This is a genomic window from Pantoea sp. UBA7232, assembly GCF_002473195.1.
GTDB lineage: Bacteria > Pseudomonadota > Gammaproteobacteria > Enterobacterales > Enterobacteriaceae > Pantoea > Pantoea eucrina.
Genome location: NZ_DKTK01000006.1, coordinates 434,290 through 454,302 on the forward strand (window position 1 = coordinate 434,290; position 20,013 = coordinate 454,302).

General features: G+C 57.0%; 16 protein-coding genes. 7 read left to right on the top strand and 9 right to left on the bottom strand.

The annotated features are described in order from the left end of the window. Positions 1–162: 162 nt before the first annotated feature. The 3 genes from ldtD to B4056_RS05385 all read left to right on the top strand — a co-directional run bounded on the left by ldtD (position 163) and on the right by B4056_RS05385 (position 3,346). Positions 163–1,941, top strand: a complete 1,779-nt coding sequence (gene ldtD, locus B4056_RS05375; protein WP_376780638.1) for a L,D-transpeptidase — start codon at positions 163–165, stop codon at positions 1,939–1,941. A gap of 187 nt (positions 1,942–2,128) precedes the next feature. Next, on the top strand, positions 2,129–2,680 hold the full coding sequence (locus B4056_RS05380; RefSeq protein ID WP_039383591.1) for a YcbK family protein: 552 nt from the start codon (positions 2,129–2,131) through the stop codon (positions 2,678–2,680). 36 nt (positions 2,681–2,716) lie between these two features. Continuing rightward, positions 2,717–3,346 carry an MBL fold metallo-hydrolase gene (locus B4056_RS05385; protein WP_039383592.1) on the top strand — a complete coding sequence of 210 codons (630 nt, stop codon included), beginning with the start codon at positions 2,717–2,719 and terminating at the stop codon, positions 3,344–3,346. Between the two features lie 55 nt (positions 3,347–3,401). On the opposite strand, the gene B4056_RS05390 is transcribed toward B4056_RS05385, so the two are convergent. The 4 genes from B4056_RS05390 to pncB all read right to left on the bottom strand — a co-directional run bounded on the left by B4056_RS05390 (position 3,402) and on the right by pncB (position 9,018). Next, positions 3,402–4,592: an amino acid aminotransferase gene (locus tag B4056_RS05390; protein WP_094111475.1), complete on the bottom strand. Its 1,191-nt coding sequence runs from the start codon at positions 4,590–4,592 to the stop codon at positions 3,402–3,404. A 200-nt stretch (positions 4,593–4,792) separates the two neighbouring features. Then, on the bottom strand, positions 4,793–5,899 hold the full coding sequence (gene ompC / locus B4056_RS05395; RefSeq protein WP_113655664.1) for a porin OmpC: 1,107 nt from the start codon (positions 5,897–5,899) through the stop codon (positions 4,793–4,795). Positions 5,900–6,199: 300 nt separating this feature from the next. Further along, positions 6,200–7,600: an asparagine--tRNA ligase gene (asnS, locus tag B4056_RS05400; protein WP_104084732.1), complete on the bottom strand. Its 1,401-nt coding sequence runs from the start codon at positions 7,598–7,600 to the stop codon at positions 6,200–6,202. A gap of 212 nt (positions 7,601–7,812) precedes the next feature. Beyond that, complete coding sequence (gene pncB / locus B4056_RS05405) at positions 7,813–9,018, bottom strand: nicotinate phosphoribosyltransferase (protein WP_039385774.1); 1,206 nt, start codon at positions 9,016–9,018, stop codon at positions 7,813–7,815. A 270-nt stretch (positions 9,019–9,288) separates the two neighbouring features. Here pncB and pepN point away from each other — a divergent pair, with 270 nt between their 5' ends. Further along, the gene (gene pepN / locus B4056_RS05410; RefSeq protein ID WP_113655663.1) at positions 9,289–11,904 is read left to right on the top strand and encodes an aminopeptidase N; all 2,616 of its coding nucleotides are present in this window, start codon (positions 9,289–9,291) and stop codon (positions 11,902–11,904) included. A gap of 181 nt (positions 11,905–12,085) precedes the next feature. Next, the gene (zinT, locus tag B4056_RS05415) at positions 12,086–12,727 is read left to right on the top strand and encodes a metal-binding protein ZinT (protein ID WP_288654053.1); all 642 of its coding nucleotides are present in this window, start codon (positions 12,086–12,088) and stop codon (positions 12,725–12,727) included. Between the two features lie 43 nt (positions 12,728–12,770). On the opposite strand, the gene ssuB is transcribed toward zinT, so the two are convergent. From ssuB to ssuE, 5 genes are read right to left on the bottom strand one after another with little or no spacing between them, the layout of a single operon-like run. Next, the gene (gene ssuB / locus B4056_RS05420; RefSeq protein ID WP_150034547.1) at positions 12,771–13,562 is read right to left on the bottom strand and encodes an aliphatic sulfonates ABC transporter ATP-binding protein; all 792 of its coding nucleotides are present in this window, start codon (positions 13,560–13,562) and stop codon (positions 12,771–12,773) included. Further along, positions 13,559–14,350 (bottom strand): aliphatic sulfonate ABC transporter permease SsuC, encoded by a 792-nt coding sequence (gene ssuC / locus B4056_RS05425; RefSeq protein WP_094111471.1) that lies wholly within the window; start codon positions 14,348–14,350, stop codon positions 13,559–13,561. Before ssuC ends, ssuB begins: the two co-directional genes overlap by 4 nt. Before the next feature lie 9 nt (positions 14,351–14,359). Next, positions 14,360–15,505, bottom strand: coding sequence for an FMNH2-dependent alkanesulfonate monooxygenase (ssuD, locus tag B4056_RS05430; RefSeq protein WP_288654055.1), 1,146 nt, complete (start codon positions 15,503–15,505; stop codon positions 14,360–14,362). Between the two features lie 14 nt (positions 15,506–15,519). Next, positions 15,520–16,470: a sulfonate ABC transporter substrate-binding protein gene (locus tag B4056_RS05435; RefSeq protein ID WP_113655661.1), complete on the bottom strand. Its 951-nt coding sequence runs from the start codon at positions 16,468–16,470 to the stop codon at positions 15,520–15,522. Between the two features lie 12 nt (positions 16,471–16,482). Next, positions 16,483–17,034: an NADPH-dependent FMN reductase gene (gene ssuE, locus B4056_RS05440; protein WP_150034549.1), complete on the bottom strand. Its 552-nt coding sequence runs from the start codon at positions 17,032–17,034 to the stop codon at positions 16,483–16,485. Between the two features lie 357 nt (positions 17,035–17,391). On the opposite strand from ssuE, the gene B4056_RS05445 reads away from it, so the two are divergent. Together B4056_RS05445 and B4056_RS05450 are read left to right on the top strand one after the other, a co-directional pair. Next, a complete protein-coding gene (locus B4056_RS05445) occupies positions 17,392–18,912 on the top strand; it encodes a lipopolysaccharide biosynthesis protein (RefSeq protein WP_150017267.1) in 1,521 nt (506 codons plus the stop codon). 2 nt (positions 18,913–18,914) lie between these two features. Continuing rightward, positions 18,915–19,913, top strand: a complete 999-nt coding sequence (locus tag B4056_RS05450; RefSeq protein WP_039383623.1) for a glycosyltransferase family 2 protein — start codon at positions 18,915–18,917, stop codon at positions 19,911–19,913. Positions 19,914–20,013: the final 100 nt, after the last annotated feature.

Here is a 20,013-nt window from a genome sequence, read left to right on the forward strand (position 1 = left end):
CCAGCGTTAATCTGTAAACGGCATTGGCCCTGAGAGGCGAATGCCGTTTTTTCTTTATATACTCATCATGAAAGTCAGGTTATACGCAGCGCACAGGGCAGGCTGCGTCTCAGGTAACAGGGGGCAGGGATGTTGCTGAGTAAAACGTTCAGATTTAATCGCATGGCGCTGGTGTTTAGTGTCGTGCTGGCAGGCTTGCCACTGGCCGCGGGGCAGGCTGCACAAACCGCCAGCATGACAGCCGGCGGGCACGGCACCACGTCAGTGGCGGCCAGCCAGCAGCAGATCCTGCAGGCATTCAGCGCCAGCGATCGCCCTTTTTACCTGCCGGGTCTGGCGGGTCTTTATGCCGCGCGCGGAATGGCGCCGCTCTGGCAGGACCGCGATACGGTGCAGGCGTTTCAGCAGCAGCTGGCTGAGGTCGCGCTTTCAGGCGTGCAGCCACAGTTCAGCCGCTGGGTTGAGCGGCTGACCGATCCGGACATTAAAGGCTTTGCGCGCGACGTGGTGCTGAGCGATGCCATGCTGGGTTACCTGCAGTTTGTGGCGGGCGTACCGGCGCAGGGTGAAACCTGGCTTTACAGCAATGTGCCTTACAGGCTTACCATGCCGTCGCTGTCAGCGATCAATCAGTGGCAGAACGCGGTCAACGCTGGCGGCAGCCGCGCGTTTGTGGCCTCACTGCAGCCGCAGCATCCGCAGTATCAGCCGATGCATGCGGCGCTGAAGACGCTGCTGACGGATAATCGTCCCTGGCCGCAGCTGCGTGACAAAGCAACGCTGCGTCCGGGGCAGGTCAGCGATGATGTGCCGGCGCTGCGGGAAATTCTTCAGCGCACCGGTATGCTGACCGCATCTGACCACGCCACTACGCCTGCACCTGATGAAGATGCAGAGCCGGCGGGCGCCGTGCCGGTTGCTGAAAGCCAGCCGGTGGCAGTAAGTCCTTCCGCCACCAACGTCACCGATCTTCCGGCCCCGACGCCGCAGCCGGCAGGAAATATACTGGCCGGATCGCCTTCTGCAGCCGGCAATATCTATGACACTGCGCTGGTTGAGGGCGTGAAGCGCTTTCAGCACTGGCAGGGGCTGGCGGATGACGGCGCAATTGGCCCGCGCACCCGCGAGTGGCTCAATGTCTCACCGCAGATGCGCGCCTCACTGCTGGCGCTGAACATTCAGCGTCTGCGGCTGCTGCCGGATGATATGCATAACGGGATAATGGTGAATATTCCCAACTATTCGCTGACCTACTATAACAACGGCAGCACGGTGCTCTCATCGCGGGTTATTGTCGGACGGCCCGATCGCAAAACGCCGCTTATGCGCAGTGCGCTGAACAACGTGGTGCTCAATCCGCCGTGGAACGTGCCAACCACGCTGGTGCGTCAGGATATTGTGCCGAAGGTGAAACAGGATCCTGGTTATCTCTACCGGCACGGCTATACGCTGCTGTCAGGCTGGAGCGCTGACGCTGAAGTGATCGACCCGACGATGATCAACTGGCAGATGGTTTCTGCTGCCAGCTTCCCGTATCGCATCCGTCAGGCACCGGGCGCCACCAATTCACTGGGACGTTATAAGTTTAATATGCCCAGTTCAGACGCCATCTATCTGCACGATACGCCAAACCACGGCCTGTTTCAGCGCGATATTCGCGCACTCAGCTCCGGCTGCGTACGCGTAAATAAAGCCTCCGATCTGGCTAACCTGCTGCTGCAGGATGCTGGCTGGAACGACAGCCGTATTTCCAGCACGCTGAAGCAGGGTGACACGCGCTATGTGCCGATTCGGCATCGTATCCCGGTCAATCTGTACTATCTGACCGCCTGGGTCAGCGATGACGGGCAGGCGCAATATCGTACAGATATTTACAATTATGATAATACGGCGCGCTCCGGCAGCCAGGTGCTGGCCCGGGCAGGACAGCTCCTGCTGTAGCGTGCTGATTTTCGCCAGATTGTTGATAAGCGAAACGCCCCTGAAACCCGGCCAGAAATTTGCTTCTGGTCGGGTTTTGCACATTCTGAGACAGATTCCGGGTTGACTGATATCCATGCTGCCGTTACTGTGCGGCCTTGTGTACTTTTTACACATTCAATGTGTTTTATTCAGGTAACCTCGTTTCATGGCTAATATCGATTCTCAGCGCCGCCGCTTACTGCTGCTTGGCGGCGCAGCAGCAGGCCTCTCCCTGCTCCCCGGCTCAGCGCTGGCCTCTGTGTCGACCTCACGTCCGCGTATTCTGACGCTCAGCAACATGCATACCGGTGAAACCCTCAAAACTGAGTTTTTCAACGGTAAAAGCTACGATCGCGACGAACTGGCGCGTCTTAATCACTTTTTCCGCGACTACCGCGCAAATAAAGTGAAAAGCATCGATCCCCATCTGTTTGATCAGCTCTACCGCCTGCAGGCGCTGCTGGATACCCGTAAACCGGTACAGCTCATCTCAGGTTATCGTACGCTGTCGACCAACAACATGCTGCGCGAATCGGGCCCTGGCGTGGCGAAGCATAGCTATCACACCAAAGGCCAGGCGATGGATTTCCATATTGAGGGCATTGCCCTGAGTAACGTGCGTAAAGCGGCGTTATCTATGCGCGCGGGTGGTGTAGGATATTATCCACGCAGCAACTTCGTACACATAGATACCGGGCCTGCAAGGCACTGGTCCTGATGCCGGCAGCGCTGCGTGTGCCGGTCATGGAGCGTTATGAATTATCACATTATTCCGGTTACCGCCTTTTCGCAAAACTGTTCAGCTATCTGGGATGAAGAGACGGGCATTGCAGCCCTGGTCGATCCTGGCGGCGATGCGGAAACCATCAAAGCGGCGCTGGCGGAGCGCGGCCTGAAGCCGTCGCAGATTTTGCTGACGCACGGTCACCTCGACCATGCCGGCGCGGCGGCTGAGCTGGCGGCCCATTTCCAGATACCGGTGACCGGCCCGCATCAGCTGGACAAAGTCTGGCTCGATAATCTGCCCACGCAGAGCCGGATGTTTGGGCTGCCGGAGTGTGCACCGCTGACGCCGGATCGCTGGCTGGAAGAGGGTGATGTGGTAGAGCTGGGCAACGTGGCGCTGGAGGTGCTGCACTGTCCGGGTCATACCCCGGGGCACATTGTCTTTTTCGATCGCGCCGGAAAGCTGCTTATCTCAGGAGACGTGATCTTTAGCGGCGGCGTCGGGCGCACCGACTTCCCGCAGGGCAGCCACAGCGATCTGATCAACGCCATCAAAACCAAACTGCTGCCGCTGGGCGACGACATTGCGTTTGTACCCGGGCATGGGCCGGTATCCACGCTGGGACGTGAGCGTCTGACCAATCCTTTCCTGCAGTAGCCATAAAAAAAGCGGCGGGTGAGAGCCTCACCCGCCGCCTGTTCACGCATTTCGCTTAGAGTACTGCGACTATCGCTTCACACAGCGCCGACATATTATCCGGCGTCATGCCTGCCACGTTAACGCGACCTGAGTTTACCGCGTACACGCCGAATTCATCACGCAGACGCACGACCTGATCTTTGGTCAGGCCGCTGAATGAGAACATGCCGTTCTGTTTGATGATGAAGCTGAAATCCTGGCGCGCGCCTTTTTCTGCCAGCGTGTTCACAAACAGCTGACGCATACGCTGAATACGCTGACGCATATCAGTCAGCTCCTGTACCCAGATAGTCCGCAGCGCCTCATTGCTGAGGATAGTGGCGACAACGGCAGCGCCGTGCGACGGCGGATTGGAGTAGTTGGCACGGATGCTGTATTTCACCTGGCTGAACGCGGTTTTAGCCGCGTCGCTGCTGGCCGCTACCAGCGTCAGGGCGCCGACGCGCTCGTTATAGAGACCAAAGTTCTTAGAGTAGGAGCTGGCAACCAGCAGCTCCTGGTGGGCTGCGGCAAAAATGCGCAGGCCTTCAGCATCTTCGTCCAGACCGCGTGCAAAACCCTGATAGGCGAAGTCAAACAGCGGCAGCCAGCCCTTTTCCTGTGACAGCGTTGCGAGCTGTTGCCACTGCTCGCGCGTCGGGTCGATGCCGGTCGGGTTATGGCAGCAGCCGTGGAACAGCACCACGTCGCCCGCCTGCGCCTGCTGCAGCGCTGCCAGCATGCCGTCGAAATCGAGCGTGTGGTTTGCGGCGTCGTAGTACTGATATTCACACACCTCGAGGCCGGCAGCGTTAAACACGTTTTTATGGTTTGGCCAGCTTGGATTGCTTACCCAGACGCGTTTAACGCTGGTCTGCGTGGCGAGAAAATCCGCCGCCACGCGCAGGGCGCCGGTGCCGCCTGGCGTCTGCGCCGTGCAGGCGCGGCCTGCGGCGATAAGCGGGCTGTCGTTGCCAAACAGCAGCGCCTGAGTGCAGCGGGCAAAATCGGGCAGGCCGTCAATGCTCAGATAGTTTTTGGTCGTCTCATTTTCCAGCAGGTACTGCTCAGCTTTTTTCACGCTGGTCAGCACCGGCGTTTTTCCGGTTTCATCTTTGTATACGCCAATGCCCAGATTAATTTTATGCGGACGGTCATCAGCGCGAAACAGATCGGCCAGCCCCAGAATAGGGTCGGCAGGTGCGGCAGAGATAGATTCAAACATGAGTCAGTTCCGTTTGGGTGAACTTTAGCGAAATGAGCTATCAGGTTAACGTCAGACGCGAGGCTTGCCAACCGGCCATCTCAAAAAGAATTGTGCCGGTGGCGGATATAAGCACTGCTAATTGCGAGGTAGATCACTGAAAAGAAAAACGGAGCCATCAGGCTCCGTTTTACGTGGTTAAACCGTGCTGATTCGCAGAATCAGAACTGGTAAACCAGGCCTACGCCAACGGTGTCATCAGTAGTGATGCCAGCTGCGCGGGTAAAGTCGTTGTCATCCATCAGGTTGATCTGGTAGTCAACATAGGTAGACATGTTTTTGTTGAAGTAGTAGTAAGTACCCACTGAAACGTACTTATACAGGTCCTGATCGCCCCAGGTCTCGATATCCTTGCCTTTAGACTGGACGTAAGCCAGGGATGGGCGCAGACCGAAGTCGAACTGGTACTGAGCTACAACTTCAAACTTCTGCTCTTTGTTTACTGCACCGTTGAGTTCTGCAGGAGTATCAGCGTTAGTTGTAATCCAGGTTGAGTTACGGCTCTCACCGTACATCGCAGCCAGGTATACGTTGTTCGCATCATATTTCAGCGCGGTTGACCAGGCGTCAGCTTTCTCGCTGCCGTTGCCATAGAAAGCGCCCTGCTGGCCGTTGGTACGGTCAGAAGAGGAGTATGCCGCAGAAACACCTACGCCGATCTCAGAGGTATAGGTTAAAGAAGTACCCCAGCCGTCGCCGTTTGCGCGATCTGCGCTACGGCCATTGGCGGACTCTTCGTTTTTGCCCTGATACTGAGCAGCGAACGCCAGGCCATCAACCAGACCAAAGAAGTTGCTGTTGCGGTAGGTCGCCAGACCGTTAGAACGACCCAGCATAAAGTTGTCAGAACGGCCAGAGTCGCCGCCGAATACTGGCAGAACGTCGGTCCACGCCAGTGGATCGTAGCCTACGCCGTAGTTACGACCGTAGTCGAATGAGCCGTAGTCGCCAAATTTCAGACCGGCAAAGCCCAGACGGGTTTTGGAACCTTCAGTACCCTGAGATTCAGCAACGTTTGCCTGGATGTTGTATTCCCACTGGCCGTAACCGGTCAGCTGGTCGGTAATCTGCGTTTCACCCTTGAAACCAAAGCGCACATAAGAGGCGTCGCCATCGTTGCCAGCGTCGTCAGAGAATGTGTGGCGTGCGTCAACTTTTCCGTAGAGGTCCAGTTTGTTGCCATCTTTGTTATAGATTTCTGCTGCATTTGCTGCACCGGCAGCTAACAGAGCAGGGATAACCACTGCAAGAATGTTGCGCTTCATCATTATTTATTACCCTCATTGGAGTTATCTGGACACCTGCCACTGCCGTCAGGAAAACTTTACAGGAACCCTGAAAGAAGTTTGGTGTCTCATATGTCTGCACGCATCTTTTCACTCCGCAGTTGCTATTTCTAGCCCGAAAATGATTCAAATCTCCTAATTGAGTATCAAAAAGAAAAATTGTGTGACAATTTGTAATAATTACGGAACTTTGTGAGATATCTCAAGATTTACAAAAATAAAAAAAGGCCGGCAGTGCCGACCTCGGTATATATATGAATTTCTTATATTTAATTGCAGAAATCAGAAATTCGCGTTGCGCGGGGTACGCGGGAAGGGGATAACGTCCCTTACATTTTGTACGCCGGTGACATAGGCGATCAAACGTTCAAACCCTAAACCAAAGCCGGCGTGCGGTACGGTGCCGTAACGACGCAGGTCGCGATACCACCAGTAATCCTCTTTATTCAGCCCCATCTCTGCCAGACGGGCATCCAGCACATCCAGCCGCTCTTCACGCTGCGATCCACCAATGATTTCACCAATGCCCGGTGCCAGCACGTCCATTGCCGCTACGGTTTTACCGTCATCATTCATACGCATGTAGAACGCTTTAATATCTTTCGGGTAGTTCTTCACCACCACCGGCGCCTTGAAGTGTTTTTCGGCCAGATAGCGCTCATGTTCAGAAGAGAGATCCACACCCCATGCAACCGGGTTTTCAAAGCTCTGGCCGCTCTTCAGCAATATGTCAACTGCGTCGGTATAGTCTACCTGTGCAAAATCGGTGGTAACAAAACGCTCAAGGCGCGCAACGGCATCTTTATCCACGCGCTCGGCGAAGAACGCCATGTCATCAGCACGTTCATTCAGTACAGCTTTGAAGACATATTTCAGCATCGCTTCAGCCAGCGCTGCGGCGTCATCCAGCGTGGCAAACGCCACTTCCGGCTCCAGCATCCAGAATTCCGCCAGGTGACGGCTGGTGTTGGAGTTTTCCGCACGGAACGTTGGGCCAAAGGTGTAGACTTTTGACAACGCACAGGCATACGTTTCAGCATTCAGCTGGCCTGATACGGTCAGGAACGCCTCTTTACCGAAGAAATCTTTGTCATAATCCACTTTACCCTGCGGATCGCGCGGCAGGTTTTCCATATCCAGCGTCGATACGCGGAACATTTCGCCTGCGCCTTCCGTATCTGATGCGGTGATCAGCGGCGTGGAAACCCAGAAATAGCCGTTCTCATGGAAAAAGCGATGCAGCGCCTGCGCCAGGGTATGACGCACGCGCGCGACGGCGCCAACCAGGTTAGTACGCGGGCGCAGATGAGCCACTTCGCGCAGATACTCGATGCTGTGACGTTTGGCAGCCATCGGGTAAGTGTCAGGATCGTCAACCCAGCCGGTCACTTCAACACGGGTGGCCTGCAGCTCAAATGCCTGGCCCTGGCCCGGTGATTCCACTACGGTGCCGGTAACAATGACCGAGCAGCCGGTGGTCAGACGCAGCACTTCATCCTGATAATTATTCAGAGAATTATTGACGACAGCCTGAACGGGATTAAAGCAGGAGCCGTCATAAACGGCGATAAAGGAAAGACCGGCTTTGGAATCTCTTCGGGTACGCACCCAGCCGCGTACGGTGACTTCACTGTCAACCGCGACCCGGCCGTGCAGTACATCCGCTACAGGCACTACGCTCATAAAAATCTCTCTATATATAGATGAAATAACGGGTGTCCCGCCGCACCCGGCTATCGTCACAGGTGACGTACGGTGCTGACAGAAACAGCCAATTCTCCCACGTTCAGGGGTGTTGCTATGTTACTTGCGAGCCATCAGGAAACAAGCAAAATTGCGGGAAGTGAGTGATTTTAATGGCGGCGGGCAGGGGAGTGAACCCTGCCCGTGGCAGGTCAGCTGGCGCGTTTAACCAGCGGCAGGTCAAATGCTTTGCGCAGCGCACGCACAAAGGCTTTATCCTGACAAATCGTTTTACCCGGGCTGTCAGAGAGTTTGGCGACCGGTTTGCCATTGCAGCTGACCAGTTTGATCACGATGTTAAGCGGCGTTACGCCCGGAATGTCGCAGGTCAGGCGCGTGCCAATACCAAACACCACGTTGGCACGCTGACCAAAGTGACGATAGAGCGCCAGCGCTTTATCCAGGTTGAGATTGTCAGAGAACACCAGCGTTTTGCTGCGCGGATCGATACCGAGCCGCTCATAGTGCGCAACGGCTTTCTCGCCCCACTCAACCGGATCGCCGGAGTCGTGGCGCAGTCCCTGATAACGATGGGCAAAGCCGGGACCAAAATCGCGCAAAAAGGCGTCCATGGTGATGCAGTCCGTGAGCGCAATGCCCAGCTGGTTATCATACTCATCCAGCCACGACTGCAGCGCCGCGCGCTGGCTGTTGGCCAGCACCGGGCTGATCTGCTGATGCGCCTGAAACCACTCATGGGCCTGGGTGCCGACCGGCGTCAGCTGCAGACGACGCGCCAGATCGTAATTACTGGTGCCCACCAGCCACGGAAACTCCGCTTTCAGCGTACTGACAATCGCTTCCTGCACCTCCTGTGAATAGCGGCGGCGCGTGCCGAAATCCATCAGCTGAAAGCGCGACATATCGAGATCGGCAACCTGCGTCTGAAAGGCTGAAAGTTTTTGCTGCAGATGCGCGACCGCCTGCTCTGCGGCGATCTGCGGCGTGCGGTGGCGATGTACCACTTCACTGATCAGCGCCAGCAGCGGCACTTCCCACAGAATGACCTCACGCCACGGGCCGCGGATCTGGATGCGCAGCTGGCCCCGCTCGTCCCGTACCTCAACCTGCGCCGGATTGAAGCGAAAGGCGCGTAGCCAGGTCAGATAGTCGTGCTGGAAAAAAGGCAGGTTACTGAGCCAGGCAAACTCATCGTCGCTCAGGGTCAGATCTTGCAGAGTATCAATTTGCGCGCGAATCTCGCTGGCATACCGGCCAAGCTGTTCATCGCTGCGACAGCGAAATTCTGCGGTAACCGGGACATCGTAGTAACGATGATATACGGCCTGCTGCATATGAAGCTTGTACGCATCGGTATCAAGCAGCGTGGTCAAAATCGGGGAAGCGTGTCCAGTCATGGTGCGTTTCAGCATCCTCTTCCGCGGAGCAGAGCCCGGTGTTTAACAAAATCCTAAAGACGCAGGAGTATAAAACAGTAATCTCTTCGATCACACCACATTTGCAGGTGGCGGGTCGAGGGTCAATTGTGCCATTGTTACTGAATTGTAGCCTTTTCTGCGCCAGCGCGCATTGCGCATGGCAACTCGCCGTCAGGCCGCTTAGACTTTGAGATATTTGCGCCACCGCAACAGGATGGCCTCAACATAACAACGATGCGAGAAGGATATATGACGCAACAGCCGCACATTAAATATCGCCACGACTACCGGGCGCCTGATTACACCATTACGGATATCGACCTGACGTTTGATCTGGATGCAACAGAAACACGCGTAACAGCCATCAGTCAGGTCAAACGTCTCGGCGCAGCAGACGCCGATCTGCATCTTGATGGTGAAGCGTTAACGCTGGTTGAGCTGACGGTAGATGGCGCGCCCTGGCCGCACTATCGCGAAGAGGCGGGGGCGCTGATCCTCAGTCAGCTGCCTGACAACTTCACGCTGCGCATTGTAAACCTGATCCATCCGGCTAAAAACAGCGCGCTGGAAGGGCTGTATCAGTCGGGCGAGGCGCTCTGCACCCAGTGTGAGGCGGAGGGTTTCCGGCACATCACCTGGTACCTGGATCGTCCTGACGTTCTGGCGCGCTTTACCACCACGCTCCGGGCCGACCCGGTGCGCTACCCGTATCTGCTCTCCAACGGTAACAAGCTAAAGAGCGGCGAGCTGGACGACGGGCGTCACTGGGTGACGTGGCAGGATCCGTTCCCGAAACCCTGCTATCTGTTTGCGCTGGTGGCAGGTGATTTTGATGTGCTGCGCGACAGTTTTACCACCCGTTCAGGGCGCGACGTCGCGCTGGAGATCTTTGTTGACCGCGGTAATCTCGATCGTGCCGACTGGGCAATGACCTCGCTGAAAGCCAGCATGAAGTGGGATGAAGAGCGTTTTGGTCTCGAATATGACCTCGATATCTTTATGATTGTCGCCGTGGATTTCTTCAATATGGGCGCGATGGAGAACAAAGGCCTCAACGTCTTTAACTCCAAATATGTGCTGGCAAAAGCGGAAACCGCGACGGATAAAGATTATCTCGGCATCGAGGCGGTGATCGGCCATGAGTATTTCCATAACTGGACCGGTAACCGCGTCACCTGTCGCGACTGGTTCCAGCTCAGCCTGAAAGAGGGTCTGACGGTATTCCGCGATCAGGAATTCAGCTCCGATCTCGGCTCCCGCGCGGTGAATCGTATTGATAACGTGCGGGTGATGCGCGGTGCGCAGTTTGCCGAAGATGCCAGCCCGATGGCGCACCCGATCCGGCCGGATCAGGTTATAGAGATGAATAACTTCTATACCCTGACGGTGTATGAGAAGGGATCGGAAGTGATCCGCATGATGCACACGCTGCTGGGTGAAGAGAAGTTTCAGCAGGGCATGCAGTGCTACTTCGAACGTCACGACGGCAGTGCGGCAACCTGCGACGATTTTGTCCAGGCGATGGAAGATGCCTCTGGCGTCGATTTAACCCAGTTCCGTCGCTGGTACAGCCAGTCAGGCACGCCGGTCTTGAGCGTGCGCGATGACTATAATCCGGAGCTGGAGCAGTATACCCTGCACGTGACCCAGCATACGCCGCCAACCGCAGATGGTCAGGAGAAGCTGCCGCTGCACATTCCGCTGGATATCGAACTCTACGATAACGAAGGCAAAGTGATCCCGCTGCAGCATAACGGCCAGCCGGTACATCACGTGCTGAACGTGACGCAGGCGTTCCAGACGTTTGTCTTTGATAACGTCTATTTTCAGCCGGTGCCGTCACTGTTGCGTGAATTCTCTGCACCGGTAAAACTCGATTATAAGTGGAGCGACGCACAGCTCACCTTCCTGATGCGTCACGCGAGCAATGAGTTTTCCCGCTGGGATGCGGCGCAGAGTCTGCTCGCAACCTATATTCGTCTCAACGTCGCGCGCTACCAGCAGGGCCAGCCGCTGTCGCTGCCTCTGCACGTTGCTGACGCTTTCCGGGCGGTGCTGCTGGATGAGCAGGGCGATCCGGCGCTGATGGCGCTGATCCTGACCCTGCCATCAGAAAATGAGATAGCAGAGCTGTTCGACATCATCGATCCACAGGCGATTGCCGCCGTACGCCATGCGCTGATGCGCACGCTGGCAAACGAGCTGAACGACGAGTGCTATGCGCTCTATCTGGCCAGCCAGAGCAGCGAATATCGCGTTGATCATGCGGAAATTGGCCGGCGCGCGCTGAAGAATGTCTGTCTGAGCTATCTGGCTCTGGGGGATACGACGCAGGCCGATCGTCTGGTTCAGGCGCAGTATGCGCACGCCACGAATATGACTGATGCGCTGGCGGCGCTCTCGGCAGCGGTGATGGCACAGCTGCCGTGCCGCGACGCGCTGCTGGCCGCCTGGGATGAGCGCTGGCATCAGGACGGTCTGGTCATGGATAAATGGTTTATGCTGCAGGCGACCAGCCCGGCACCAGAAGTGTTACGCAACGTGCGTGCGCTGCTGAACCATCGCTCCTTCACCATGGGTAACCCCAACCGCATCCGGGCGCTGATTGGCGCATTCGCGGCGGGCAACCCGGCGGCGTTTCACGCGCAGGATGGCAGCGGTTATCAGTTCCTGGTTGAAATGCTGACCGATCTCAACACGCGTAACCCGCAGGTGGCCGCGCGCATGATTGAACCCCTGATCCGCCTGAAGCGCTATGATGCAGGACGTCAGGCGTTAATGCGTCAGGCACTGCAGCAGCTAAAGGGGCTGGATAATCTTTCCGGCGATCTCTATGAGAAAATCACCAAAGCGCTGAACGCGTAATCCTCCGCAGCCGCAACCGTCACCGGTTGCGGCTGCTCTTTTGCGGCCATGCGGGCACTACAGTATGGCGCGCCAAACCTTCTCATAAATCACTACTTTGGCCGCTAATCCGGCAGGGTGCGTTACGCTGACTTATATGTTATGTTATAACATCAATAAAACAAAGCGTGAGTATATTAGGATGAAAGTAGCGTACTGGACACTATTTCTGGGGCTGGCCTGCAGTTCAACGGTATTTGCACACGGCGGTCATTCGCACGGTGCTCCACTGAGTGAAAAAGAGGTGCGCGCGGCCAGCGGCATCTTTGCCGATGGCGATGTGAAAGATCGGCCGCTTTCCGACTGGGAAGGGGTATGGCAGTCCGTTTATTCCTATGCCAGAGATGGCTCACTGGATCCGGTATTTCAAAAAAAAGCGGCAGCCGATAAAACGCGCTCGTTCAGCGACATTAAACAGTACTATCTCATCGGCTATGCCAGCGATATTACTGACATCGGCATTGAAAACGACGTGATGGAATTTACCGAAAAAGGCGCGGTCAGCAGCTGTAAATATGCCTATAAAGGTTACAAGGTGCTCAACTACGTTTCCGGTAAAAGAGGGGTGCGTTATCTGTTTGAATGCACTGATAAAGCCAGTAAAGCGCCGCACTTTGTACAGTTCAGCGATCACATTATCAGCCCGCGTAAGTCATCCCACTTTCATATCTTTACGGGTAATGTCTCGCAGGCTGCGCTGTTTGATGAACTGGAAAACTGGCCCACGTTCTTCCCTTACCAGCTGAGTAAAGCGCAGGTGGTGGATGACCTGCTGCATCACTGATGCACAGCCCGCTGGCGGACAGACCCGCCAGCGGGCAGGGCAGTTAACGCTGCCGGGCAAAGCGCAGCGGTTGCTCAGCGGCGCTGCGCGTCATCACCCGATCCAGTACGCTCGCTTCCAGCTCCGCCAGCCGAGCCGAGCCTTTGCGGCGCGGACGCGGCAAATCGATTGACAGGTCGAGCCCGATTTTACCCTCTTCAATCAGTAACACCCGATCGGCCAGCGCCACCGCCTCGCTGACATCATGCGTCACCAGCAGTACCGTAAAATTGTGCTGCTGCCAGAGTGATTCGATCAGCCTCTGCATCTCAATGCGGGTTAAGGCATCCAGCGCGCCCAGCGGTTCATCCAGCAGCAGTAAGCCAGGACGGTGGATCAGCGCCCGCGCCAGCGCCACGCGCTGCTTCTGTCCACCTGAGAGGGCAGCAGGCCACTCATTTGCGCGATCGGCAAGCCCTACGGCCTCCAGTGCCTCCAGCGCGGCGCTGCGCCATTCGCGGCCGCGTAAGCCGAGTCCGACGTTATCGATCACTTTTTTCCACGGCAGCAGACGCGCATCCTGGAACATCAGTCGCGTATCGTCGCGCGCCGCGGCCAGCGGCGCGTTACCTGCCAGCAGCTCACCCTGACTGGCGACTTCCAGTCCGGCCAGCAGCCGCAGCAGGGTGCTTTTACCGCAGCCGCTGCGCCCGACCACGGCAACAAACTGCCCGGCCGGAATATGCAGGCTGACCTGGTCAAGAATAGTACGATTGCCATAGTGCTTAGAGAGGTTACTGATGGCGACCGGGGTGCCGCTGATCAGGCGCGCCGGATTCTGTACGGCATTACTCATGCGTTGCTCTCCTTCAGTTGCCAGGCCGGGTGCCAGCGCAGCCAGATACGCTCCAGCAGCTGTGCCGCCACGTCTGCCAGTTTGCCCAGCAGGGCATAAAGAATAATGGCCACCACCACCACGTCAGTTTGCAAAAATTCGCGCGCGTTCATCGCCAGATAGCCGATACCGGAGTTGGCCGAGATGGTTTCAGCCACAATCAGCGTCAGCCACATCAGACCCAGCGCAAAGCGCACCCCGACCATGATGCCGGGCAGGGCGCCAGGCAGGATAACCTGCGCAAACAGCGACCAGCCGGAGAGGCCATAGCTGCGCGCCATCTCTATCAGCCCGCGATCGATATTGCGGATCCCGTGATAGGTATTGAGGTAGATCGGAAACAGCGTACCGAGTGCGACCAGGAAAATTTTGGCCGATTCATCAATGCCAAACCAGAGGATCACCAGCGGGATCAGCGCCAGATGCGGCACGTTGCGCAGCATCTGTAGCGAGGTATCCAGCAGACGCTCACCGGTGCGCGATGTACCGGTGATGAGTCCGAGCGCCAGCCCGATCGTGCCGCCGATAGCAAAACCGATTAGTGCGCGCCAGCTGCTGATGGCCAGGTGCTGCCACAGTTCACCGCTGGCGGTCAGCTGCCAGAAGGCGGTCACAATTTTCTCCGGCGCCGGTAAAATACGCGTGGAGAGCCAGCCCTGCGACGAAGCGAGCTGCCATATCGCCACTATTCCCACCGGCAGCAGCCAGGGCAGCAGCGCATTGCGCAGCGTTTTTATCTGCTCAGACATCCAAACTCCTTAGCTTTGCGCAACTTTCTGTGGCGTGAAATCATTGGCCACGGCTTCGCCATGCGCCTGCACGATGCGCGGTGCAGGCACTTCCGGCACGGCCAGGTCAAGATGGGGAAACAGCAGCTCGCCAACGCGGTACGCTTCTTCCAGATGCGGATAGCCAGAAAGGATAAAGGTCTCAATCCCCAGAGCCTGATATTCGCGCATGCGTTCTGCGACAGTTGGCCCGTCGCCGACCAGCGCAGTACCGGCTCCGCCGCGTACCAGGCCAACCCCAGCCCAGAGGTTCGGACTGATCTCCAGCTTATCGCGCTGGCCGCCGTGCAGGGCAACCATCCGCTGCTGTCCGACCGAATCCGTGCGCGCAAACGCCGCCTGTGCTTTGGCAATCGTGGCGTCATCCAGATGTGAAATAAGCCGATCCGCGGCCTGCCACGCCTCTTCGTTCGTTTCGCGCACAATCACGTGCAGACGAATACCGAAGCGCACCGTGCGCCCCTGCGCTGCGGCTTTGGCGCGTACCTGCTCAATCTTTTCTTTAACCAGCGCGGGCGGCTCTCCCCAGGTGAGATAGACGTCAACCTGTTCAGCAGCCAGATCCTGCGCAGCATCAGAAGAGCCGCCGAACCAGAGTGGCGGACGCGGCTGCTGTACCGAACGGAACATCAGGCGCGCACCGCGCACTTTGACGTGTTTGCCCTCATAGTCCACCGTTTCGCCTTCAGAAACACGTCGCCAGATGCGGGTAAATTCCGCCGATTCTGCATAGCGCTCGCGATGGTCGAGAAAAACGCCATCGCCCGCCAGCTCTTCCGGATCGCCACCGGTCACCAGGTTAAACAGCGCACGACCGTTAGAGAGGCGATCCAGCGTTGCCGCCTGACGCGCTGCCTGGGTCGGCGAGATCACGCCGGGACGCAGTGCCACCAGAAAGCGCAGGCGCTGCGTTACCGGGATCAGTGAGGCAGCGACCAGCCAGGCATCTTCGCAGGAGCGGCCGGTCGGGATCAGCACGCCGCCAAAGCCCAGCCGGTCAGCGGCCTGTGCTATCTGCTGCAGATAACCGTGATCCACCGGACGGGCGCCTTCGGCGGTTCCCAGATAGTGACCATCGCCGTGCGTGGGAAGAAACCAGAAAACAGATATGCTCATTGTGTTGTTCCTTATTAATGGGCCGTCCGGGGTTGCCAGATGCGGTCAGCGATGGTGAGTTTTACCGGCAACAGATGGCTGGCGTAAAACAGATCGGCAGTGTGCTGCTGCGCGGCGGCGGTGCGTGCACTGACGGGGGTAATCGTGGTGGGCGGACGATGGTCGAGATAGCTCGCCAGGACCGGTTTTGGCAGGCCCATCGCCTGCGCCAGCAGGTCGATACTCTGCGTTCGCTGGCTCTGCGTCAGCGCATCCGCCTCGCTGAAGGTGGACAGCACCTGGCTGAGGGTGTCGGGACTGGCTTCAGCAAACTGTCGGGTCGCCAGATAGAAAGAGCCGGTCAGGTTCAGCGTGCTGCCGTCAGTGAGGACGCGCACATTGCCCTGCTGCAGAGCGGCTGAGTAATAAGGATCCCAGATCGCCCAGGCGTCAACGTTACCCTGCTGAAACGCCGCGCGGGCATCGGCTGGCGTCAGATAGACCGGCTGAATATCATTGAAGCTCAGACCCGCCTGCTGCAGCGCGCGCAGCAGCAGATTGTGCGAGCTGGAGCCTTTCTGAAAGGCAACTTTGCGGCCTTTCAGATCGGCCACGCTGTGGATGGGGCTGTTCTGCGGTACCAGGATCACTTCTGCTTTAGGTTTCGCGGGTTCCGATCCGACATAAAGCAGATCGGCCCCGGCGGCCTGCGCAAAGAGCGGAGGAATATCCCCGGTGCTGCCTAAATCGATACTGCCGATGTTAAGCGCTTCCAGCATCTGCGGGCCGGCAGGAAACTCAATCCACTTAATTGCCATCGCCGGAAAACGCTGCTCCAGCAGCCGGTGCGATTTTGCCAGCACCATGCTGACCGAGCCTTTCTGGTAGCCGATACGGATCTGAGAAGGCGCGTCCGCTGCGCTGGCCGTCAGGGTAAACAGGGCAGCCAGCGCCGGGAGCAGCAGAGCCGTTATAAGTCGTTTCACGATAGTCTCTCCTCAGACAGCCCGGGCAAAAGGCAGATGACGGCGCTGCAGCGCAAGCCAGAAGTTCTCCAGCGCATCATCAATACGGGAAGTGAGATCGCTGGCAAATTCCGGCTGGCGGTCGTAATGCGTAATCTGCAGATCCTGCGCAAATACTCCCTGTAACACCTCCTGCGCTTTCAGCGTGCTCAGTACCGGTTTAAGCCCGTAATCAAGCGCCAGCATATGTGCCACGCTGCCGCCACTTGCCAGCGGCAGTACGACTTTTTCTTCCAGCGCCCGCTCCGGCAGCAGATCCAGGACAGTTTTTAGCGCACCTGCAAATGACGCTTTATAGACAGGAGTAGAAATGATGACGCCGGTCGCGCTGGCGATGTCAGCTTTAAACGCATTCAGGGCAGGGGAGTCGAAACGGGCATGGATCAAATCTTCCGGCGGAAAATTGTGAATATTCCACGCAATAACTTCGGCGCCCCGGGCTTCCAGCTGACGCTGGCAAAGCGTCAGCAGCGCCGTCGAACGTGAAGGGAAACGGGGGCTGCCCGCCAGCGTTAGGATCCGCATACCTGCTCCTTATAACAAAAAGTTATCGATAACGTTTAATTGAGAACTGATTGTCTTAATCCTGCCAGAGCGCCGGAAAAGGGGTAAATGATTTATCCGGCAATCAAAAGCTTTAAAACGGCAAACGGATCCCGCTGCCGATCTGCTGCCTGCGCAACGCTACTGCCTGCGCTGCCAGCCGGGCCCACAGAGCGGCGGCGGATAAAACGGCCCAATCTCTGTTTTTTATTGATGAATTTAAGAAAAAGCTGCGGCGTGAATGCCAGGTGGTTTTTAAGAATTACTCCTGTGGGCGCTGTCACATTTTTGTGTCACGCTTGAAGACATTGAGAAAAATACCCAGACCCCCATACTTTTATGTCTATCAAACGTAATGCGATTGCCAACTATGTCGGGCAGATCTACCTGACGCTGTCAGGTATTTTAGTGGTGCCGCTCTATATTCAGAATCTGGGGATGGAAGCGTATGGCCTGGTCGGCTTCTTTTCTATATTACTGACCTGGCTGCAGCTGCTGGATGCGGGCGTCTCCACCACGCTGATGCGTGAAGCGGCGCGCTACCGCGCTAATCAGGCAGAATTTGTCTGGTTTCCGGCGCTGTTTACTACCCTGACGCGCTTTTTCCTTTTTTCAACGCTGGTGCTGGTGGTGCTGGGCTGGCTGGCAACGCCCTGGATAGCGACACACTGGCTGGATGCGCGTCATCTGCCGGCCGGCGATGTGGTTATCGCCGTGGCGATTATGGTGATCACCGCGGCCATTCGCTGGCGCACCAGTCCCTATCGCAGCGTGATCATCGGCTTTGAACATCAGGTCTGGCTGAATGGCGTTAACCTGACTATTACCACGCTGCGCACCTTTGGTGCGGTGCTGGTGATCCAGCTCTTCGCCAACGCCGTGCTGACATTCTTTATCTGGCAGCTGCTGGTCTCCATCGCTGAGGCGGGCTGCTGCATCTGGAAGGCGTATCAGCTTATCCCGCGCGCCGCGCGCAAAGAGAAGAGAAGCGACCTGAAAGAGGTGCTGAGGCCTTTTATTCGCTTTGCGCTGAGCGCCGCGTTCTCCAGCGCAATCTGGACGTTTATCTCGCAGATTGACCGTCTGGTGCTGTCTAAAACCCTGCCGCTGAGCGAGTACGGATCCTTTACCGTCGTGGCAACGGCGGCGACCGGTATTCTGCTGCTCAGCAGCCCGATTATGCAGGCGATTGTGCCGCGCATGACCGGCATGAAAACCCGGCAGCAGGGCGATGCGGAATCTCTGCGTCTCTACCGTTACACCACGCAGGCAGTCGCCATTTTTATGGCCCCGCTCAGTATCACTATCGCCTGCTATTCTGGTCCGCTGCTCTGGGCGTGGACGCAAAAAACGCAGATTGTCGATGAGATGGCTTTTGTCCTGACGCTTTACGCCTTAGGCAGCGGAATTCAGGCGATCTGTGGCTTGCTCTATCACCTGCAGTACGTGAATGGCAACCTAAAACTCCATATGCAGGGCTTTACCCTGTTTGCCATTCTGCTGGTGCCGCTTAACATCTGGTGTGCGATTCACTACGGCGCGCTGGGAACCGGCTGGCTGTGGCTGGCGCAGAACATTTTCTACCTGGTTGGCTGGGCATGGCTGGTACACCGTCGTTTTGCGCCGGGTATCCACTTCAGCTGGCTAACGCGCGACGTGGCGCTGATCTGGGCGGTATCGGGCCTGATTGCCGGCCTGAGCACGTTGCTGCCTATTGAGTGGAATCAGAATCGCTGGATTAATCTGCTCTGGCTGGCATTGATTGGTGCCGTGAATCTCGGCGTCTGCTGTCTGCTGCATAGCCTGGTGCTGAAGCGCCTGCGCCGTACACCCGTTGTTAATGCTGAAGAAAGAGGATAAGTATGACGTCGCGCTCCGTCCCGACTATATCGGTCATTATTCCGAACTGGAACTGCGCCCCGTGGCTGCCGGAGACGATGCAGTCGCTGCTGCAGCAGACGTCGCCGGCAGATGAGATTATTATCATTGACGACGGCTCAACGGATGAGAGCGTGAGCTGGCTTACGGCGTTCGCTGAGGCGCATCCGCAGGTCACTTTGCTGAGCGGCAACCGCGGCGGCGTCAGCGCAGCGCGGATGAAAGGGCTGGCGGTCGCCACCGGCGATTTCCTCTATTTTATGGATGCCGATGACTTTATCTCCGCCACTCTGTTTGCCGATTTCCGGCGCGCGCAGGCGCAGCATACCGGACTTGAGCTGTTCTGCTTCGGCGCAAAAATGTTTTTCGACGTCCCGGAACCGCAGCGCCACTATCAGACGATTCATCAGCGTCACGTCAGCGGCCTTTTCTCCGGCGGCAGCGAAAGTCTGCGCACGCTGATCCAGCATCAGTCGGCGCACCGGGTGATCTGGAGCAGCATCATTTCCCGGCAGCTGATTGAGCGGCTGGGGCTGAGTTTCCTGCCGATTCAGAATCATGAAGATGCGCCTTTTATGTTCGCGCTCTATATGCAGGCGCACAGTTTCTACTGCACCGGCGAGAGCTACTACTACAAGCGCTTTATGCAGAGTTCGCTGTCGCAAAGCACCCGCGACTTCTCCTGGATAAAAAACTACTTTATCGCCCGCGACAGCAGCGAAGCGTTTTTGCGAGAGCATCAGCTGCCGCAGGATGAGGCATTACTGGATGACTACTATCAGACCATTATGCATGGCTGCCTGGCACAGATCCGTAAACACCGCATTAAAGTACCTGCCGAGTGGCAGCCGCGGGTAAACAGTCTGGTGCGGCGCGTATTACGGCATAATACCCGGCTGAAACTGCTCTGGTATTGTCCGCCGCTCTATCACGGTCTGCAGGCGTGCCGTAATCGCCTGAGTCGTTATTCATCCCGCCGTTGATCGCGATCCTGTTCTGAGGTTCGTCACTAATTTACTTTTGCGCCAGAGCACCTTACCATTCTGGCGCACGTCTTCCCGTGCACCCGCTGTTTCTTCCTTT